16 protein-coding genes and 1 tRNA gene are annotated in these 19,173 nt (G+C 67.1%); 5 read left to right on the top strand and 12 right to left on the bottom strand.

From position 1 onward, the window contains the following. Positions 1–41 precede the first annotated feature (41 nt). A complete protein-coding gene (locus HUW53_RS16655; protein ID WP_237346889.1) occupies positions 42–395 on the bottom strand; it encodes a septal ring lytic transglycosylase RlpA family protein in 354 nt (117 codons plus the stop codon). A gap of 244 nt (positions 396–639) precedes the next feature. Between HUW53_RS16655 and HUW53_RS16650 the strand changes: the two genes are divergently transcribed. Beyond that, positions 640–717, top strand: a tRNA-Pro gene (locus HUW53_RS16650). A gap of 275 nt (positions 718–992) precedes the next feature. Beyond that, the gene (locus HUW53_RS16645; RefSeq protein ID WP_237346888.1) at positions 993–1,859 is read left to right on the top strand and encodes an MBL fold metallo-hydrolase; all 867 of its coding nucleotides are present in this window, start codon (positions 993–995) and stop codon (positions 1,857–1,859) included. Positions 1,860–2,199: 340 nt separating this feature from the next. Here HUW53_RS16645 and HUW53_RS16640 read toward each other — a convergent pair whose 3' ends face one another. After that, positions 2,200–2,673, bottom strand: a complete 474-nt coding sequence (locus HUW53_RS16640) for an SAM-dependent methyltransferase (RefSeq protein ID WP_237346887.1) — start codon at positions 2,671–2,673, stop codon at positions 2,200–2,202. Between the two features lie 97 nt (positions 2,674–2,770). On the opposite strand from HUW53_RS16640, the gene mazG reads away from it, so the two are divergent. Further along, positions 2,771–3,634: a nucleoside triphosphate pyrophosphohydrolase gene (mazG, locus tag HUW53_RS16635; protein ID WP_237346886.1), complete on the top strand. Its 864-nt coding sequence runs from the start codon at positions 2,771–2,773 to the stop codon at positions 3,632–3,634. A 37-nt stretch (positions 3,635–3,671) separates the two neighbouring features. Here the strand turns inward: mazG and hflX are convergent, their stop codons facing one another. The 10 genes from hflX to dusB all read right to left on the bottom strand — a co-directional run bounded on the left by hflX (position 3,672) and on the right by dusB (position 17,132). Then, entirely contained in the window at positions 3,672–5,081 is a 1,410-nt protein-coding gene (gene hflX / locus HUW53_RS16630; RefSeq protein ID WP_237346885.1) for a GTPase HflX, read from the bottom strand. Positions 5,082–5,151: 70 nt separating this feature from the next. Continuing rightward, on the bottom strand, positions 5,152–5,406 hold the full coding sequence (gene hfq / locus HUW53_RS16625; RefSeq protein WP_234050345.1) for an RNA chaperone Hfq: 255 nt from the start codon (positions 5,404–5,406) through the stop codon (positions 5,152–5,154). 149 nt (positions 5,407–5,555) lie between these two features. Further along, a complete protein-coding gene (locus HUW53_RS16620; protein WP_237346884.1) occupies positions 5,556–6,416 on the bottom strand; it encodes a D-amino-acid transaminase in 861 nt (286 codons plus the stop codon). 45 nt (positions 6,417–6,461) lie between these two features. Next, entirely contained in the window at positions 6,462–7,874 is a 1,413-nt protein-coding gene (locus HUW53_RS16615; RefSeq protein ID WP_237346883.1) for a hypothetical protein, read from the bottom strand. 13 nt (positions 7,875–7,887) lie between these two features. Then, the gene (gene trkA / locus HUW53_RS16610; protein WP_237346882.1) at positions 7,888–9,264 is read right to left on the bottom strand and encodes a Trk system potassium transporter TrkA; all 1,377 of its coding nucleotides are present in this window, start codon (positions 9,262–9,264) and stop codon (positions 7,888–7,890) included. 176 nt (positions 9,265–9,440) lie between these two features. Continuing rightward, a complete protein-coding gene (gene ntrX / locus HUW53_RS16605) occupies positions 9,441–10,808 on the bottom strand; it encodes a nitrogen assimilation response regulator NtrX (protein ID WP_237346881.1) in 1,368 nt (455 codons plus the stop codon). 3 nt (positions 10,809–10,811) lie between these two features. Further along, complete coding sequence (locus HUW53_RS16600) at positions 10,812–13,055, bottom strand: sensor histidine kinase NtrY-like (protein WP_237346880.1); 2,244 nt, start codon at positions 13,053–13,055, stop codon at positions 10,812–10,814. Between the two features lie 483 nt (positions 13,056–13,538). After that, entirely contained in the window at positions 13,539–14,981 is a 1,443-nt protein-coding gene (gene ntrC / locus HUW53_RS16595; RefSeq protein ID WP_237346879.1) for a nitrogen regulation protein NR(I), read from the bottom strand. A 7-nt stretch (positions 14,982–14,988) separates the two neighbouring features. Next, positions 14,989–16,116 (bottom strand): two-component system sensor histidine kinase NtrB, encoded by a 1,128-nt coding sequence (locus tag HUW53_RS16590; RefSeq protein WP_237346893.1) that lies wholly within the window; start codon positions 16,114–16,116, stop codon positions 14,989–14,991. A 17-nt stretch (positions 16,117–16,133) separates the two neighbouring features. Then, complete coding sequence (dusB, locus tag HUW53_RS16585; protein WP_237346878.1) at positions 16,134–17,132, bottom strand: tRNA dihydrouridine synthase DusB; 999 nt, start codon at positions 17,130–17,132, stop codon at positions 16,134–16,136. Between the two features lie 274 nt (positions 17,133–17,406). Between dusB and HUW53_RS16580 the strand changes: the two genes are divergently transcribed. Together HUW53_RS16580 and HUW53_RS16575 are read left to right on the top strand one after the other, a co-directional pair. After that, entirely contained in the window at positions 17,407–18,612 is a 1,206-nt protein-coding gene (locus HUW53_RS16580) for a bifunctional 2-C-methyl-D-erythritol 4-phosphate cytidylyltransferase/2-C-methyl-D-erythritol 2,4-cyclodiphosphate synthase (RefSeq protein WP_237346877.1), read from the top strand. Beyond that, positions 18,609–19,103 carry a CinA family protein gene (locus tag HUW53_RS16575; RefSeq protein WP_237346876.1) on the top strand — a complete coding sequence of 165 codons (495 nt, stop codon included), beginning with the start codon at positions 18,609–18,611 and terminating at the stop codon, positions 19,101–19,103. Before HUW53_RS16580 ends, HUW53_RS16575 begins: the two co-directional genes overlap by 4 nt. Positions 19,104–19,173: the final 70 nt, after the last annotated feature.

Genomic DNA, 19,173 nt, shown 5'->3' with positions numbered 1-19,173 from the left:
CTGCCCCCCCGACCCTTGTAAAACGCGTGACGACGCCTATGTCATTCGACGACGGCAAGGGTGACGCGGGTGACGCCGCGCCCAGTAAAGCCAAGATGGCTTGCTGCGGCCCGGGAGACGTCGATAATCCGTCCCCGGATATAGGGCCCGCGGTCGTTGATTCTGACGACCACGCTTTTCCCATTCCCCAGATTTGTGACACGCACCTTTGTTCCGAACGGAAGGGACCGGTGGGCGGCTGTCAGCTCGCCTGGCTTGAACCGTTCTCCGCTCGCGGTGTGCTGGCCTTGCCAATAATAAGAGGCGACGCCGGTGGAGGTGTCTGCACGTCCCGAGCTGGGCGCGAACGCCATCATGCTCAGGGCCGCACAGGACAGGACCACGCGTTTTTTCATGCGCTCGTACTTCCTGCTGTTGACGACAGTCTCCCATTGCCGACGAAATATGTTCACAATATCCCGAGCAGCGGTCCCGCATGGGGCAATTCGGCTTTAATGGCCGTATTTTGGCCGTATTTCAGGCGGTTTCGCCTGAGTCTTGCCGAATTTCAGGGCCGATACAGAGCTGGGGATGATTTCTCATGGCAACCGAAATGGGCTTGTCGCCGGCGAAACGATGGTCTACTCACTCGCCTCACGTCGGAGCGTAGCGCAGCCCGGTTAGCGCACTAGTCTGGGGGACTAGGGGTCGGAGGTTCAAATCCTCTCGCTCCGACCATTCAATTCTTACATATCCGGGAATGTCATAGAGGGTACGGTTCAACCTTCAAGGCGGGGCGCGCCCTTCCGGCATTGCTGTGTTCGGGGCATCAACTGCGCCTGACTCCGGCGCGGTCTCCGCGCTCTGGAACGAACCTGCGTCCATCGAACCTGTGTTCCTGGCCGAAATCGGCGCTCTTGCGCGCTGCGCAAGGCGGGTTTCGGTGGCATTGTCAGCTCAATCCGTCGGAATCCGTTGGCCGAGGCGCCTCCATGCGTCTTTGCGAGGTGGTCATGTCGTTTCATGAGTCCCTGAGCGTCACGATTTTGGGGTGTGGCTCGTCTGGAGGGGTGCCGCGCGTAGGGCAGGGGTGGGGCGCTTGTGATCCCCTTGAGCCGCGGAACCGCCGTCGCCGGTGCTCCATTCTCGTGACGCGCCAGGGGCCTGCCGGCGTCACCCGCGTTTTGGTGGACACCTCGCCCGACCTACGCGAGCAGCTTCTCGACGCTGACGTGTGCGCGCTGGATGCTGTTCTCTTCACCCATGCCCATGCCGACCACACCCACGGAATCGACGATCTACGCCCCCTCGCCATGGAGCTTCGGCGCCGCATCGACGTGTATGCGGACGATGATACCCTGAAGGCGTTGCAGAAGCGGTTCGGTTACTGCTTCCAAACCCCGCCCGGCAGCGGCTACCCGCCGATTCTCAATGCCCATCGATTTCAAGACGGATGCCCCATCACCATCGACGGCGCCGGGGGGCCCATTGTCGCGCTGCCGTTCCGACAAAATCACGGAGAGATGGACTCTTTCGGCTTCCGCTTTGGCGGCATTGCCTATTCAAGCGATGTGAAGAGTCTCCCCGAAAGCTCGACAGCGCTGCTGCACAACCTCGATATCTGGATCGTGGACGCACTCAGGGCGCTCCCGCACCCCTCCCATTTCACCGTTTCGGACGCCTTGAGCCATATTGCAGCCCTGGCACCCCGGCGCGCCATCCTGACGGATCTGCACACCGACCTCGACTACACCCATTTGCGGCGCACGCTGCCGGCGACAGTGGAGCCCGCCTATGACGGCTTAACGGTGGTTGTGGCGCCCGGCTGTTCGCCTACACGGGAAGATGGCCGGCCAGCGGGCTGCAAATCCAGCGCCTGAAGCCTTCCAGCCGCCACCCGCGAAGCTCCCGGAGTGCATCCGGTATCGATTGTATACATTTGATAATTAACGATATTTTTGTGAATTTCTACCATCTTCAGTTGGCTTGAGCAGAGAACGTCGCAGGCGGTGAGCGATGGTGTCCCGATGCGGCACGAACCGCACTCCCTGATAATAATGTTCCATAATATCTCTTCTGCGAATGACACGGGGATGAGCGGGTCGGGTGTTGTGAGGTATTATGGGATGTCGCAAGGGCGCTGCTGCCGTGTCTCCATGGTGTGTCGTCAAGATGCCTCCCCGGCCCTGCCCTGTCCGATGCTGCCCGAATCGGGCAGCCTCAGCCCGGCGGGTGTTCGGGCTTGAGGTCGATCAGCGGGGTCCCGTCAACGCAGTCGAGGCCGCGCACGGACAATGTGCATCCGCGAACCTCCAGGAGCGTCACGACGGAAGAGGCAATGGGATTGGGGCGCGCCGGGGAGCGCAGGGCGAAGGTGCCCAGCGCGCGCCCGTCGCGAGGCACCTGAAGCACTAGGTCGCGGCGCGCTTGATCCATCCAATAAAGCACCTGGAGGCGGTCATTATCCGCAATGCCGATGAGTGCGTCGGCCCAATGCGGGTCGATTTCCAAGGTACACACTGGGCCAGCCAGCGGATCGCCGCGCCGTGGGCATTCCGCGCGCTTGGCCCATGGCGTGCGCACCCGGCCGACGAAATATAGCTGAGCATCAAAGCGGCCCGGCAGGGCAATGATGCGTTCGCCGGCGCGGACGCCGCCCGTCATCGCGGGATCGGGGATCGGGTCGGACGTCATGGGAGGCTCCGCGGGGTGTCTGATTGGGAAGGAAACGGCTTCGCTTGCGCGCGGTGCCAAGCTTAAAGTGCAGCGTCCCGTCGACAAGGAGAACCTCATGGAAGCGTCCCGCGACATTGCGCGCCTCATCGAGATCATGGCCGCGCTGCGGACGCCAGGAACCGGCTGCCCCTGGGACCTGGAGCAATCCTTCGCGACGGTTGCTCCCTATACCCTTGAAGAGGCCTATGAGGTGGTGGACGCCATCACCCGCGACGATCTCGGCGATTTGCGCGACGAACTGGGCGATCTGCTGCTCCAGGTCGTGTTTCACGCGCGCATGGCGCAAGAGCGCGGTGCCTTCGATTTCGGCGGCGTGGTGGAGGCCATCACGACCAAGCTCATCCGCCGCCATCCCCACGTTTTCGGCGATGCGCACGCGTTGGCGCCGGAGCGCGTGAAGGCCATGTGGGGTGAGATCAAGGCTCAGGAAAAGGCCGAAAAGCGCGCGCGACGCGCGGCTGCGGGGCTGGCGCCGGAAGAGGACGAGGGCGCGCTCGGGGGCGTTCCCCTGCCCCTCCCTGCCCTCACCCGCGCCCTGAAGCTTCAGGAAAAGGCGGCCGCGGTGGGATTCGATTGGGACAATGCCCGTCAGGTCCTCGCCAAGATCCGGGAAGAGACGGACGAGGTGGTCGAGGCGCTGGAGCAGCAAGACCAGGCGGCGGTGCAGGATGAAATTGGCGATCTGCTGTTCGCGGTGACCAACCTCGCGCGCCACGCCGGCATTGATCCGGAGACCGCCCTGCGCGGGACCAACGCGAAATTCACCCGCCGTTTCCGGCATATCGAGCACCGCTTGGCGCAAGACGGGCTGACCCCCAAGGGCGCGGGCCTCGACCGGATGGAAGCGCTCTGGGCGGAGGCAAAGGAACGGGAGCACGCGCCGCCTCCGGTCCCGTTGAAAACGCCGGGGGCGGGCTGATCCGCCTGCCCGGCGGCACAGGCCGCGCGAGCACCCTTCAGGTGCCGCGCACCTGCCGGCTGCCGAAGTGGCGTTTCACGAGCCCCACCCTTTCGGGTGCGATGCGAAGCGTGACCCGCATGGCGCCATCCGGCTCCGTTGCGCGATCCAGCACCTCGCCATGGCGGTAGAGCCAGCCCATGCCTTCACCGTCCGCCGCCGCAAGGGTGACCACCAGCGTGCTGCGCCCGGCGGTGATGCGGCGCTCCACCACGTCGAGCAGGTCGCCCGTGCCCTCCCCGCTCAGCGCCGAGACCACCACCGGGGCATCCACCCCCGTCAGGCGTCGCGCGCTGTTGAGCACGGCTTCCCGGGCCTCCAGCTCCAGCCGGTCGATCTTGTTCCAGACCTCCACCACGCGCCCGCCCGGCTGCACCTCAACCCCCAGCTCCGTGAGCACATCGGCCACGTCCGCCGACTGGGCCTCGCTATCGGGATGGGAAATGTCGCGGACATGCAGGATGAGATCGGCCTCCAGCACCTCTTCCAAGGTCGCGCGGAAGGCCGCGACGAGCTGGGTCGGCAGGTCGGAGATGAAGCCGACGGTGTCGGAAAGGATGATCCGTGTGCCGTGGGGCAGGTCCACCGCCCGCAACGTGGGGTCGAGGGTGGCGAACAAGAGGTCTTGCGCGGTCACGTCCGCCTGGGTCAACCGATTGAAAAGGGTTGATTTTCCTGCGTTGGTATAGCCCACCAGCGCGACCACGGGGTAGGGTACGCGCTTGCGGCTGGCGCGGTGCAGGCCGCGGGTGCGCTTCACCTGCTGCAACTCTTTCTCGATGCGCACGATGCGTTCGCCGATCAGCCGCCGGTCCGCCTCGATCTGGGTTTCGCCCGGACCGCCGAGGAAGCCGAAGCCGCCACGCTGGCGCTCAAGATGGGTCCAGGAGCGCACGAGACGCGAGCGCTGATAATTGAGGTGGGCAAGCTCCACCTGCAGCGCGCCTTCCTTCGTGCGCGCGCGCTGGCCGAAGATCTCCAGAATCAGCGCCGTGCGGTCCACGACCTTGGCGGCCCACGCCCGTTCCAGGTTCCGCTGCTGCACCGGGCTCAAGGCGGCGTCGAAGAACACGAGGTCCACCGCCTCCGCCTTCACCACGCCGCCGATTTCCTCCACCTTTCCGGTTCCCAGAAAGGTGGCCGGGCGGATCTCGGAGAGGGGGATAAGGGCGGAATAGACCACATCGAGATTGTCGATGGCGGCGGCAAGGCCCACGGCCTCATCGAGACGAGCCTGCGGCTCACGCCGTTCGGTCTGGCCGCGCAGCGCGCGCTTGGTCAGATAGGGGGTAATCACCGCGCACCGCGTTGGCGGCGCCCGGCGATCCACTCCCGCACTCGACGCCGTGCCCTCGGAAGTGGAGGCGATCGCGCCGCCCCCCTTCTTGTATTCGTCGACGCCCGTCATGAACGCCTTTCATAAAAGGCCGAAACGCCCCATTTCCGGGCACCTGCGGCGAAATCCTGCTGCACGTCGCTCAGGCCTTCTCTGTTCCCTCGTCCGCGGGATCGAACAATTGAACCGGGTGGCCCGGCATGATGGTGGAAATCGCGTGCTTGTAGACGAGTTGAGAATGACCATCACGCCGCAGCAGCACGCAAAAATTATCAAACCAAGTCACGACACCTTGCAATTTCACCCCGTTCACCAAGAAAATCGTGAGGGGAGTCTTATTCTTTCGGACGTGATTGAGAAAAGTGTCTTGAAGATTCTGTGTCCGTTCCGCCGCCATTTTCGTATCCATTTGTTTCGGCGTTGAACCCACGGTCGGAGCAATTATGCGTCGCCCGATAGTCCATGGGAGTTATCAGCTTACAATGGCACAGCCCAACGGCAGCGCAATAATATTTTGCTGCGCAGCGGCCATGCACACCGCCGCGGTCAGATGGAAAACTCAGCAAAATCATGGAATCTCTGGCGCAGCCGTGTCGCCACCGGGCCGGGCTTGCCATCGCCCACGGCCTGGCCGTCGATGGCGATCACAGGCATCACCAGCGTCGATGCCGCGGTGATGAAGGCTTCCGCCGCCGCGTGGGCTTCCGCCAGGGTGAAGGGGCGCTCCTCGAGCGCGTAGCCGAGGGCTCGCGCCTCCTCTAGTACCACCGTGCGGGTGATGCCGCGCAGGATGCCCGCGTCTGCCGGACGGGTCACGATGGTGCCGCCTGCGGTCACGATCCATGCGTTGGTGGAAGCGCCCTCCGTCACATGCCCGGCGGCATCCACGAACCAGGCCTCCCGCGCGCCCGCCTCCTTGGCCGCCTGTTTGGCGAGCACGTTGGGCAGCAGGCCGACGGTCTTGATGTCCACCCGCGGCCAGCGATTCTCGGGCAGGCTGATGACCTTCACCCCGGTTGCCGCCAGCGCCTCCTGTGCCGCGAAATCAGAACGGCGCGCCGTCACCACGATGCTTGCGGGCGTGTCCGCCGGCGGGAAGGCGTGATCGCGCCGGGCGACCCCGCGCGTGACCTGCATGTACACCATGCCGTTCCTTACCGTGTTCCGCCGCACGGTCTCGCGCAGCACCAGGAGCAGGGCGGCGCGGCTCATGGGTGGCGCGATCCGCAGCGCGCCCAAGGAACGATCCAGCCGATCGAGATGGCGGCGCGCGTCGATGAGGGCGCCGCCGCGCACCTCGCACACCTCATAGACACCATCGGCGAACTGATAGCCGCGGTCCTCCACATGGATGGAGGCCTCGCCGTGGGGCACATAGCGACCGTTCACATAGGCAATGCGGGACATGGGGACACCCGAATAGGAAGGCGCTGAAGGCGACGCTTGACGCCCTCACGTGCGCCACAGGGCCAGATGCAGCAGGACGAAGAAGCCGATGACCTCCAGCCGTCCGGCGATCATGCCGAAGCCGGCGACGAGCACCGAGGCGGCGGGCAGGCTGCCCATGGGCGGCCAGCCCCCGCCCGCGTCGTAGACCGGCCCGGTATTGCTGATGATGGCGGCGCCGGCGGCGAGTGCCGCGTCGAGGCCCGGCAAGCCCGGAGCCAGGGCGATGATGAGGAGGCCGTAGACCGCGAACAGGGCCGCCGCGCCGACCCAGACCCCGCGCATGGCCGAGCCCACGCCCCCCTCCCCCAGCGATGCCGGTTGCACCAGGTTCGGATACACGAGGCGCAGCAGATCGCCCCGCGCGCGCAACAACATGGCGCGCAGACGCAGCATCTTCAGCCCCCCCGCCACCGAGAGCGCGCCGCCCCCCAGAAGCACCACGGCGATCACCAGCCCCATGGGCAGATTGGCATAGGTGCCCTCGTGCGGGCCGATGCCGCTGGTGGCGATGAGCGAGGCCGCGGTAAACAGCCCGTCGCGCACCGCCGCCAGCGGCGGCACGTCGGATCCGCGAAACAGCAGCACCCCGAACAGCAGGCCCAGCACCGCCCAATAGGCCAGCACGATGAGGCTCTCTTTCTGCTCCGGCGCCGTATGGATGCGTCGGGTGACCAGCGCGCGGTGCCAGCGCACCGAGGTCGCGCTCCACAGAAGAAACGGCAGGAGCAGCCATTTCGGGCTTTCGTCCAGCGTCAGCGCCAATTGCGCCTCCGGCGGCAGGTGCGCCCCGGCGGAGGCCACGGCGGTGGCCAGGGTGAAGGACACATAAAGGCTGTGGCCGTCGATCATCAGCACCAGAACGGCGAGCACCGTCAGGCCCAGGTAAAGCGGCGCCGTATCCCGCGCCACGCCGCGGATGTCCACGGCGTCGAGGGCCATTCCGCCCCGCGCCGTGCGGTCCGGCAGGCCGCCCAGCCCGGCCGGCGCCAGCACCGCGACCACCGACACCACCGTCAGCAGCCCGCCGCACCATTGCAACAGGGCGAGCCAGACGTAGAGGCTGGCGGGAGCCTGCCGCAGCGAGGTGATGCCTGTCGTGGTGAAGGCCGACACCGCCTCCAGCCACGCCGCGAGCGGCGACAGGCCCGAGGCCACCGCCACCGCAGGAGTGGAGGCCAGCGGCAGCACCAGCCATAGCACCATGAGCCCGGCAAGGCCGTGGGCGCGCCGAAGCTGCAATGCCCTGCCGTCGGTGGTGAACCGCACCATGAGCGCCAGGAACAGGCAATAGGCGCTGGTCGCGAGATAAGCGCCCAGCACGACACCACCGGCGCGGGCCTCGACAATCGCCGGAATGAGCGCCAGCAGGCCGAGGGCCGCAAGCGCGGCGGCGAGCGGACGGGCCGCATTGAGCATGGCGGCCACCCCCTTAGAAGAATTCGAGCGCGACGCGGAACAATTGTTCCACGCGTTTGATGCGGTCGGCCAAAGCAAACAGCACCACCCGGTCGTGCGCCCGCACCACGAAATCGCCCCGCGGCTGCATCACCTGCCCGTTGCGGACGATGGCGCCGATCCGCAGACCATCCAGCAAATCGAGGTCCTTCAGACTCTTGCCGACCAGCGGCGAGGTTTCAAGCGCCTCGGCCTCGATCATCTCGCCGGTGCCATCAAGCAGCGCGTGAACGCCGCGAATGCGGCCGCGGCGCACATGCTGCAGCACCTTCGACACGGTGATCTGGCGCGGATTCACATGGGCGTCGATGCCCAGCCCCCGGGCGAACGCCGCATAGCCCTGCTCGTTCAGCAGCGCCAGGATGCGCTTGGCGCCGATCTGCTTGGACAGGAGACAGGACAGGATGTTGATGCGATCGTCGTTGGTGAGGGCGATCATGGTGTCGGCCTCACCGACGCCGGCCTCGTCCAGAATCGTGCGCTCCAGCGCGTCGCCGTTGAGCACCACCGTGCGCGAGAGCAATTCGGCGATGGTCTGTGCCCGGTCCTTGTTGTGCTCGATGACCTTGATGCGTGCCGCCGGATTGCGCCGCTCCAGCTCGCTTGCGACGTAGAAGCCGATGTTGCCGCCCCCCGCCACCACGATGCGCTGGCCCGGCACCTCATCATGGCCGAACAGGGCCAGCGCCCGCTGCACCTGATCCGCCTTGGCGACGAAATAGGCGACATCCCCGGTTTCGATCTGGTCGGTGGAGCGCGGCACCAGGGTGCGGCCCCTGCGGCCAAGGGCCACGATGGTGGCCTGCACGTCGGGGAACAGCTGCGTTAGCTGGTTGAGCGGCGTATTGACGATAGGGCAGTCCTCGCCGCACACAACGCCCACCACCACGATGGCGCCGTCGGCAAAGGTGACGGTGTCGATGGCGCCCGGCAGCGACAGGCGCCGCAGCACCATCTCTCCCACCTCGATCTCGGGAGAGATCACCACATCAATGGGCAGGTGGTCGCGCGAGAGCAGATCGCGCCATTCGGGCTGGAGGTAGGTCTGCGCGCGGATCCGGGCGACCTTGGTCGGCACGTTGAACAAGGCGTGCCCCACCTGGCACGCCACCATGTTCACCTCGTCGTGCAGGGTGACGGCGATCAGCATGTCCGCCTGCTCGATGCCGGCGCGGGCGAGGATATCGGGATGGGAACCCCAGCCCACGACGCCGCGCACGTCGAGCTGCTCGGTGACGGTCTGGATGCGGCGTGCGTCCGAATCGATGATGGATACATCGTTCTGCTCACCGGCGAGGCGCTCGGCGATGCCGAACCCCACCTGCCCCGCCCCGCAGATCACGACCCGCATTGAGTCCCCCTTGCCTACCGGAACCGGTTGGCTCCAGCTCCCATGTTCCGGTCGCCGAATCACCCCGCGCCGTTGGCCCGGAGGGCCGGCGCTCAGGCAGACCGATTCCGTCTGAAGCTAGGCGTTTCGCGCGCGGATGACGAGTCCGCTCGTGATCCGCCGGGGGGCGGGGGGCCTCAGCCGACCCCCAGCGCCTTCAGCTTGCGATGCAGCGCCGAGCGCTCCATCCCCACGAATTCAGCCGTGCGGGAGATGTTGCCGCCGAAGCGGTTGATCTGCGCCGCCAGATATTCGCGCTCGAACACCTCGCGCGCCTCGCGCAGCGGCAAGCCCATGAGGTGCTCGCCGCCATTGCCGTTGGGCAGGCTGGGCACTAGCGCGCCCACATCCTGCGGCAGCATGGCGGCGGTGATGGTCGCTTCCGGATCGCCGCCGGCAAGGATCAGGAGCCGCTCCACATTGTTGCGCAGCTGGCGGATGTTGCCCGGCCAGTCGTGGCTTTGCAGTACCGCCATGGCGTCCTCCCCGATGGGCCGGCGCGGCATGCCCGTGGTCTGGGAGATCGTGTCCACGAAAAACTCCACGAGGTCGGGAACATCCTCCCGCCGCTCGGCCAGTGGCGGCACCCGGATCGGGACCACCGACAGGCGGTGGTAAAGATCCTCGCGGAAGTGGCCCTTGGAGATCTCGTCCTCCATGTTGCGCGCGGTGGACGAGATGATCCGCACATCCACGCTCACCCGCTCGTTGGAGCCGATCCGCGTGAAGGTCTGCTCCACCAGCACGCGCAGCACCCGGTTCTGGGTTTCCCGCGACATGTCCGCGATTTCGTCCAGGAACAAGGTCCCGCCGTGCGCCTCCTCGAGGGCGCCGCGCTTGGCATCCCGGCCGTCCCCCTCGGTCACGCCGAACAGCTCGTATTCGAGGCGCTCGGGCGTGATGGACGCGGAATTGAGCACCACGAACGGACCCTGGGCGCGGTTCGACGCCGCGTGGATCATGCGCGCAGTGAGTTCCTTGCCCGAGCCGGAGGGGCCGACGATGAGGATGCGGCTGTTGGTGGGCCCCACCCGCTCCACCGTGGACTTGAGCTGCTGCACGGCGCTGGAGCGCCCCACCAGCACGCGCGCATGGGGGGCAAGCTGCTTCAGCTCCTTCAGCTCGCGCCTGAGGCGCAGCGTCTCGAGCGCCCGCTCGGCCACCATCACCAGCCGGTCGGCGTTGAACGGCTTCTCGATGAAATCGTAGGCGCCGCGCTTGATGGCGGCGACCGCCGTCTCGATGTTGCCGTGGCCGGAGATCATCACCACCGGCACATCGGGATATTGGGCCTTGATCTCGTTCAGCAGCTCCAGCCCGTCGAGCCGGCTGCCCTGGAGCCAGATGTCCAGGAAGATGAGGTTCGGCCGCCGGGCGGCGATGGCGGCGAGGGCGCCATCCGCGTCGCGGGCGGTCCGGGCGGAATAGCCCTCGTCCTCCAGGATGCCGGCCACCAGATCTCCGATGTCGGCCTCGTCGTCGACGATGAGGATATCCATGGCCATGGGTCAGGCTCTCCCGGAAACAGGGGTGGAAGGCAGCGACGCCGCCCGGCCGTTACCGGACGGCTGGCCGTCGACCCGCAGCCGCAGGCGGATCCAGGCGCCGCGTCCTTCCGGCGAATCGTTGAGCTCGATGGAGCCGCCATGCTCCTCCATGATCTTCCCGACGATGGCGAGGCCGAGGCCCGTGCCCTTCTCGCGGGTGGTCACATAAGGCTCCAGCAGGCGGCTGCGCTTGTCCTGGGGCAGGCCCATCCCGTTGTCGATGATGTCGATCACCAGATCCTCACCCACTTGTTCAGCCTTGACCTTGATGCGCGGCGCGCCCTTCTCGCTTTCTGCAACGCCATCAATGGCTTCCGCCGCATTCTTCAGAATGTTGGTGAGCGCTTGCGAGATCAGTCGGCGGTCGTAGCGACCGGGAAGGGCCATGGGCAGGTCGGTCTCGAAGGTGACCGCGGGATGCCCGACCCGCATCAGGAACACCGCCTGGCGGATGGTCTCGCTCAGGTCCTGGGAATCCACCACCGGCTTCGGCATGCGCGCGAAGGAAGAGAACTCGTCCACCATGCGCCCGATATCGCCCACCTGGCGGATGATGGTATCCGTGCACTGGTCAAACACATCGCGATCCTGGGTGATGTGACGCCCATATTTGCGCTTCAGCCGCTCGGCGGAGAGCTGGATGGGGGTCAGCGGATTCTTGATTTCGTGGGCGATGCGTCGCGCCACGTCGGCCCAGGCGGAAGTGCGCTGGGCGGTGATAAGGGCGGTGATGTCGTCGAGGGTGACGACCCAGCCGTGATCGGCCTCGGACGATTGCTCGGTGGTGACGCGCATGGCGAACACCCGCTCGCGGCCGTCGCGGTGGAGGGTGATGTTGCCCTGCACGATGCGTTGCCCTGCCCCTTCGGCCTCGGCGATGAGCTCCGCCGTTTCCGGCACCACGTCCGCCAGCTTGCGGCCGAGGGCCTCTGCCTCGGTGAGCCCGAGGAGCCGTTCGGCCGACCGGTTGAGGATGGTGACGCGCTCATCCGCATCAAGGCCGATCACGCCCGCACCCACCCCCGCCAGCACCGCCTCGGTGAAGCGGCGTCGGCTGTCCATCTGGTCGCGGGCGCGAACGATGTCGTTGCGCTGAGTCTTCAGCTCCGACGTCATGTTGTTGAAGGTCGCGCCCAGGGTGGCGAGGTCGCCCTCGGACGTATGGACCGGCACCTGCACGTCGAGGTTGCCGGCGGCGACGCGATCGGCCGCCCACATCAGGCGGCGGATGGGCGCCACCAGCCACTTCGAGAAGTTGATGGCGAGCCACACCGCCGACAGCAGCACGATCAGGGTGACGAGGGCATACATAAGGGCAAAGGCGAGCTGCACCTGGAACCGCCGCTCCTCCAGCGCGCGGTAGTCCATCAGCGTGTCGTGGGTCACCTTCAGGTAGCCGATCACCCGCGGGTCGATGGGGCGGGCCACATAGAGGAAAAGGTCATCGAAATTGGCGAGCGGCACCACGGCGCCCACGAAATCCGCCTCGGGCGGCAGATAGATGATGGGTTGTTCGGCGGTGGCCTCGTTGATGGCGATGTTGGCCGGCACCAGATATTCGCGCTCGGTGCGCAAATTGGCCCGCTCCAAAGAGGTGAGGTCGCGCCGGATGATCTGGGCGCCCGGCACGTTCCGCAGCGCCGCCTGGGCGGTGAAGATCTGCTGAAATTTCTCGTTGTCGGTATCATAGAGGGACTTGAGGCGCGAAAGATCGTTGGCCATGGCCAGAACATCGCCGCGAATCGAAAGGGCGTGCTCGCGCACATAATTTTGCGCGACCGAGCCGGCGGTGGCGACGATGTTCTGTGTTCGGCTTGAGAAATAGCGGTCGAGGCTGCGGTCGAGGGTCAGGCTCGCGACGATGGCCACCACCACCGTCGGCACCACGGCGATGACCGTGAACAGGCCGACGATGCGCACCAGCAGGCGGGCGGCGGCCCGCCCCCGCGCGCGCTCCCGCAGGATGCCCCATATCTCGCGGCCGATGACGGCCAGCAGGATGAGACCCGCGACGCCGCAGCCCCATAGCACGCCCTGCACCACTTCCTCGGTGGGCACGATGCGCGTGAGCCCGGTGAGGATCACGAAGGCCGCCATCGCCCAGGCGAGCGCCAGTACCACCAAGGCTGGCGCGAACAGCCGTGCCAGCAGCCTGCGGCGGGGCGTGCGACGGCCCGGTGCGTCCTCGGCAGGCGCTTGGTTCATATGACGGTCGTTCCTGGACTGGACTCAGCGGCCGACGCCGCGACTCACTCGCGATGCACGACAGCACCGCGTGATGCAGTGGAACGACACTGGTGCAAAAATGTGACATTCGCCAGCGCAACACGACATTGCATCCAAGGCGATGTGAAGGCTCAGGTAGCCCCATCCCGCAGCGGCGCGGAAGCCGAGGCGAACCGGCCATTGCCCGCAGGCGCGGGATGCGCTCGCGGGAGAACCTGCGAAACCGGCGTCGCGCCAAGGTTACCGACGGGCTTTCACCATGCGGCCACGGTCCGCGCCGGCCGCGGAGGGAGCCCTCCACGGCAAGAGCCCCATCTCAAGCCCCATCTCACCTGCGACAAAGATGCGGCCAGATTTCAGCGCCCCTTCCGAACCGAAGCGCAGATCCCCGCCCTGAATCTCCCCATGCGGCGGCAACGTCGCCGGCCGACCGGGGCCGCCAGCGACGGCCATGCGCTGTGCTCAGCGGCTCGTGCGAATGACCTGGATGTCGAGGTCGCGGATCTTCTTGCGCAGGGTGTTGCGGTTGAGGCCCAGCAGCTCGGCCGCCTTGATCTGGTTGCCGCGCGTCGCCGCGAGTGCTGCGGACAGAAGGGGATATTCCACGTCCTTCAGAATCCGGTGGTAAAGCCCTGGAGGCGGCAAATCTTCTCCGAAGCCGGCGAAATATGTATTGAGATGCCGCTCGACCGAGGCCGCCAGGGTGGCATCCACCGGCCCCTCCTCGCTCAGCGCGCTGGGCATCGGCTCGGACAGCTCGGCGTCGATGATGCCGGTGGTGATGACCTCCTGCGGATACAGAGCCGCAAGGCGCCGCACGAGGTTTTCGAGCTCGCGCACATTGCCCGGCCAGCGGTAGCGCTTCAGCCGATCCAGGGCCGCGCCGTCGATCTGCTTCGCCGGCAAACCTTCACGTTCGGCCTGCAGGAAGAAGTGGCGCACCAGGTCCGGCACATCCTCGGAGCGCTCGCGCAGCGGTGGAAGACGCAGCGGCACCACATTGAGGCGGAAGAACAAATCCTCGCGGAACAGGCCCTGCTGAATCAGGGTGCGCAGATCCTTGTTGGTGGCGGCGATGATGCGCACGTCGGTCTTGATGGGCGTGCGCCCGCCGACCGTGGTGTATTCGCCCTGCTGGAGCACGCGCAGAAGGCGGGTCTGCGCCTCCATGGGCATGTCGCCGATCTCGTCCAGGAACAGCGTGCCGCCCTCAGCCTGCTCGAAGCGACCGGGGTTGCGGGTGGTGGCGCCGGTGAACGAGCCCTTCTCGTGGCCGAACAGCTCCGATTCGATCAGGTCACGCGGGATCGCCGCCATGTTGATGGCCACGAACGGCCCGGTGCGGCGCTTGCCGTAGTCGTGGAGCGCGCGGGCCACCAGCTCCTTGCCGGTGCCGCTCTCGCCCACGATCATCACCGTGAGGTCGGTCTGCATCAGGCGGGCGAGCAGGCGGTAAATCTCCTGCATGGCCGGGGAGCGGCCCACCAGGGGAATGTTGTCCTGTTCCTCCGGCAGGTGCGTGCCGTGGTCGCCCTTCTTCGGCTCGGCGAGGGCGCGGCCGACGATCGAGATCAGCTCCTTCAGGTCGAAGGGCTTGGGCAGATATTCATAAGCCCCGCGCTCGGAGGCGCGGATGGCGGTCATGAAGGTGTTCTGCGCGCTCATCACGATGACCGGCAGGTCCGGCCGCGCCTTCTTGATGCGCGGCAGGAGGTCGAATGCGTTCTCGTCGGGCATCACGACGTCGGTGATGACGAGGTCGCCATCGCCCTGGCTCACCCAGCGCCAGAGGGTCGCCGCATTGCCGCAGGAGCGCACTTCATATCCGGCCCGCGACAGGGCCTGATTGAGCACCGTGCGGATCGCGGCGTCGTCGTCGGCGACCAGGATGCTTCCGGTAGGCATGGACACCTCAGTTGGCCTCTTTGGCGGAACTCTTTCCGCGATACATGGGCAGGAGCACGCGGAAGGTGGTGCGGCGGGGCTGGCTCTCGCATTCGACGATGCCGCCGTGGTCGCCGATAATCTTCGCGACCAAAGCAAGTCCGAGGCCACTGCCCGTGGGCTTGGTGGTCACGAACGGGTCGAACAGATGGGGGACGAGATCGTCCGGCACGCCCTTGCCGTTGTCGCGCACGCAGAATTCCAGCGGCAGGCTGACCCTGGAGGAGGCGCCGGGAACGGTCAGCCGCACGCCGGGGCGGAACGCGGTGGTGAGCTGGATCTCGCCGTCGGGGTCGCCCTCAAGGGCTTCCGCCGCATTCTTCACCAGGTTGAGAAACACCTGGATCAGCTGGTCGCGGTTCGCGAGCACCGGCGGCAGCGAGGGGTCATAGTCCTCCACGAAGCGGATGTTGCGCCCGAACCCGCTCATGGCGAGCGTGCGCACATGCTCCAGCACCGCATGAATGTTGACCGGCTCGCGCTCCACCGGGCGCTCGTCGGAAAACACCTCCATGCGGTCCACCAGCTTCACGATGCGGTCGGCCTCATCGCAGATAAGGCGGGTCAATGCCCGGTCCTCGTCGCCCGCCGATTGTTCCAGAAGCTGCGCCGCGCCGCGGATACCCGACAGCGGATTCTTGATTTCGTGCGCCAGCATGGAGGCGAGCGCGCTCACCGAACGCGCGGCGCCGCGATGGGTGAGCTGGCGGTCCATCTTGTCGGCGATGGTGCGCTCCTGGAGCATCACCACCACATGTTCCGGCCGCTCGGCCACCGGCGCCACATGGATGTCCACGATGCGCTCGCCGCCGTTGCGCGGGGTGCCGAGGTCCACGCGATACTCATTGACCGGCGCACCACGCGCGCGCACCTGATCGATGAGGCCGAGCAGCGGCGTTCCGAACGGCACGAACTCGGTGAACGGCCGGCGCCGCAGAAGCGGCGCGCTGACCTCGAAGAAGGCTTCCGCCGCCACGTTCGCATCCACCACATGACCGGTATCGGAGATGGTGAAGAGCGGATGCGGCACGGCGTCCAGGATGGCCCGCGTGAGGCACTGTTCCGGGTCCTGCTGCGACTTGCGTTTGGTGTCCATCTTCCTGGCTTCGGCCGTCATGCCGCCGCCCTCCACATGAGTTCGTCATAGGCCGCCGCGATGCCGGCCTTCACCACCTCGGGATCGTCGGCCGTGAGCAGGCGGGCGCGCCAGTTCAAGGTCCATTCGGCGCCGGTCCCGCCAACCGCGTCGAGCGCCCAGCTCAGATGCTTGCGCGCCTGCCGCAGGCCGAGCCGGACACCGTAGAGGCCGAGCCACCCCTCGTAGAGCTCGAGCAGCACATCGCGCTGCGCGCAAAGCGGCGGATCGGCGGGCGCGCGGCCGTCGGCCAATGTCCGCGCCACCTGTCCGGGAAACCACGGGCGGCCCTGGGCGCCGCGACCGATCATCACCCCGTCCGCGCCCGATGCGGCCAGCATAAGCGCCGCATCCTCGGCCCGGTTGAGATCGCCATTGGCGATCACCGGAATGTTCACCGCCGCCTTCACCGCGCGAATGGCCGCCCAATCGGCCCGGCCGGTATAGAACTGGCTGCGGGTGCGCCCGTGCACCGTCACCATCGCGAGGCCCGCGTCTTCGGCCATGCGGGCCAAGGCGACGGCGGTCGGATTCCCTTCGTCCCAACCCAGGCGCGTCTTCACGCTCACCGGCACGCTCACCGCGGCGCGCACGGCGTCCAGAATGCGCCGGGCCAGCGGCAGGTCCTTGAGCAGGGCCGCGCCGGCCGCGCCGGTGGTCACGCGCTTCGCCGGGCAGCCCATGTTGATGTCGATGAGGCCGGCCCCAGCGCCTTGCGCCATCCGCGCGGCCTCTCCCATCCAATAGGGATCGTTGCCGGCGATCTGCACCGCATGCAGCGCCACCCCCTGCCCTTCGGCGCGCAACACCATTTCCGGATGACCATCCAACAGCGCGTTGCTTGCCACCATCTCCGAGATCGCCAGCCCGGCGCCATACCGCAGAGCCATGCGTCGCAGCGGGGCGTCGGTGATGCCGGCCATGGGAGCGAGCAGAACCGCGTTGGGAAGGAGGTGCGGTCCGATCCGCAGAATCATGGGCGAAGCAGTGTCTTTTTGATGCACAGAAATTGGGCCAGGTCAGCGTTGCCTATATCTTAGACATTTACGGCGCCGGTGCAAGTGCAGTGTGCGCAGATGTGCGGCGCCGCATCAAAAATGGCATCTGACGCCGCGCTGGCACCGCCCCTCTTGCGCGTGCGGCGCAAGCGCGCTTGAACACCTGAAGCGCAGTCCCGCGCGCATCCCACGCGCGATGCGGACCGCCGCGAACCGAGACGCCCCAACGAAAGACGCCCGGAAAGACACGCCCATGACCAATTCCAGGCGCTGCATCGCCATCGTCGTCGCGGCCGGCCGCGGCACCCGTGCCGGCGGTCCGGTGCCGAAGCAATACCGTCTGATCGGCGGACAATCGGTCCTGCGCCAGACCCTACAGCTTTTCGCGGCACATCCGGAGGTCAGCGGCGTGCTCACCGTCATTCATAAGGATGATTCGGACCTCTTTGCGGAGGCCGCCGCCGATTTGCCCAAGATGCTGGCACCGGTTGCGGGCGGAGCCACCCGCCAGGATTCCGTGCGGGCGGGTCTTCACGCTTTGGCCGCCCAATCCCCGTGCAGCGTCCTCGTTCATGACGCCGCCCGTCCGTTCGCCTCGCCGGCCCTCATCTCGCGCGCCATCGCCGCCACCGCGCGATACGATGCGGCCATTCCGGTGCTGCCCGTCACCGACACCATCAAGACCGTGGGCGAGCGCGGCGCGGTGGCGGAGACGCTGGACCGCGCCGCCCTGCGCACGGTGCAGACGCCGCAGGCGTTCGACCTTGAGGCCCTGTCGCTGGCCCATGACGCGGCGGCGGCGGCCGGCATCGTCAACCTCACCGACGATGCGGCGGTGATGGAATGGGCGGGCCATTCGGTGGCCACTTTCGAAGGGGAGACGACCAACGTGAAGCTCACATCCGCCGAGGATCTCGCCCGCGCCGCGCGAGAGGCCGCGGGCGGCGGCCTTGCCAGCCTGCCGGACGTGCGCATGGGCACCGGCTTCGATGTCCATGCCTTCGCTCCCGGCGACCATGTGATGCTGGGCGGCGTGGCCATCCCCCACGCCTTCGCCCTCGCCGGCCATTCGGACGCGGATGTGGGGCTTCACGCGCTCACCGATGCCGTCCTCGGCGCGCTGGGCGACGGCGACATCGGCGCCCACTTCCCGCCGTCCGATCCGCAATGGAAGGGCGCCTCGTCCGACCGTTTCCTGGCCCATGCGGTGGGGCTGGTGGCGGCGCGGGGCGGCCGCGTCGCCCATCTCGACCTGACCCTCATCTGCGAGGCGCCCAAGGTCGGCCCGCACCGCGAGGCCATTCGCGCCCAGGTCGCGGGCATCGCCGGCGTGCCGGTCGGCCGCGTCAGCGTGAAGGCCACCACCACCGAGAAGCTCGGCTTCACCGGCCGCCGCGAGGGCATCGCGGCCATGGCGAGCGCCACCATCCGCCTGCCGTTCACGGAGGACGACGCATGATCGACGCCGAGACCTACGCCGCCGCCGAGGCGGTGCTCGCCGCCTTCCGCGCCAGGGGCTGGACCATCGCAACCGCCGAGTCCTGCACCGGCGGCCTCGTGGCCGGGGCGCTGACCGCGGTGCCGGGCTCCTCGGACGTGATGGACCGGGGCTTCGTGACCTATTCAAACGCCGCCAAGATGGCCATGCTCGGCGTGCCCGAGGCCACCCTTGCCGCGCATGGGGCCGTCAGCGCCGAGACCGCCCGCGCCATGGCCGAGGGCGCCCGCGCCGCCGCCGGCGTGAGCGCCGCGGTATCCATCACCGGCGTGGCGGGGCCGGGTGGCGGATCGACAGAGAAGCCGGTGGGCCTTGTGCATTTCGCCTGCGCCCGGCCGGATGGCGCCACACGCTATTGCGAAATGCGCTTCGGCGCGCTGGACCGTGGCGAGATCCGCCGCCGCTCGGTGCTGGTGGCGCTGAGCCTGCTGGCGGAAGCGGCCGCGGGCTGAGCGCTCGCGTCCTTGACGGGAGCGGGCGGCGCCCGCTTCCTCGGCCCTGAATCTCACAAACGCCGAGAGG

The organism is Xanthobacter agilis (assembly GCF_021730435.1).
GTDB classification, from domain to species: Bacteria; Pseudomonadota; Alphaproteobacteria; order Rhizobiales; family Xanthobacteraceae; genus Xanthobacter; species Xanthobacter agilis.
Note: the sequence above shows the minus strand (reverse complement) of the source record. Positions and strands in the feature narration are given on the sequence as shown.

Bases quoted from the DNA above. Each gene is read 5' to 3' on its own strand.
- ntrC (WP_237346879.1), bottom strand. From the start codon at position 14,981: ATGCCTACCGGAAGCATCCTGGTCGCCGACGACGACGCCGCGATCCGC.
- HUW53_RS16640 (WP_237346887.1), bottom strand. From the start codon at position 2,673: ATGACGTCCGACCCGATCCCCGATCCCGCGATGACGGGCGGCGTCCGC.
- mazG (WP_237346886.1), top strand. From the start codon at position 2,771: ATGGAAGCGTCCCGCGACATTGCGCGCCTCATCGAGATCATGGCCGCG.
- dusB (WP_237346878.1), bottom strand. From the start codon at position 17,132: ATGATTCTGCGGATCGGACCGCACCTCCTTCCCAACGCGGTTCTGCTC.
- HUW53_RS16615 (WP_237346883.1), bottom strand. From the start codon at position 7,874: ATGCTCAATGCGGCCCGTCCGCTCGCCGCCGCGCTTGCGGCCCTCGGC.
- HUW53_RS16645 (WP_237346888.1), top strand. From the start codon at position 993: ATGTCGTTTCATGAGTCCCTGAGCGTCACGATTTTGGGGTGTGGCTCG.
- ntrX (WP_237346881.1), bottom strand. From the start codon at position 10,808: ATGGCCATGGATATCCTCATCGTCGACGACGAGGCCGACATCGGAGAT.
- hfq (WP_234050345.1), bottom strand. From the start codon at position 5,406: ATGGCGGCGGAACGGACACAGAATCTTCAAGACACTTTTCTCAATCAC.
- HUW53_RS16575 (WP_237346876.1), top strand. From the start codon at position 18,609: ATGATCGACGCCGAGACCTACGCCGCCGCCGAGGCGGTGCTCGCCGCC.
- HUW53_RS16620 (WP_237346884.1), bottom strand. From the start codon at position 6,416: ATGTCCCGCATTGCCTATGTGAACGGTCGCTATGTGCCCCACGGCGAG.
- HUW53_RS16580 (WP_237346877.1), top strand. From the start codon at position 17,407: ATGACCAATTCCAGGCGCTGCATCGCCATCGTCGTCGCGGCCGGCCGC.
- trkA (WP_237346882.1), bottom strand. From the start codon at position 9,264: ATGCGGGTCGTGATCTGCGGGGCGGGGCAGGTGGGGTTCGGCATCGCC.
- HUW53_RS16600 (WP_237346880.1), bottom strand. From the start codon at position 13,055: ATGAACCAAGCGCCTGCCGAGGACGCACCGGGCCGTCGCACGCCCCGC.
- hflX (WP_237346885.1), bottom strand. From the start codon at position 5,081: ATGACGGGCGTCGACGAATACAAGAAGGGGGGCGGCGCGATCGCCTCC.
- HUW53_RS16590 (WP_237346893.1), bottom strand. From the start codon at position 16,116: ATGGACACCAAACGCAAGTCGCAGCAGGACCCGGAACAGTGCCTCACG.
- HUW53_RS16655 (WP_237346889.1), bottom strand. From the start codon at position 395: ATGAAAAAACGCGTGGTCCTGTCCTGTGCGGCCCTGAGCATGATGGCG.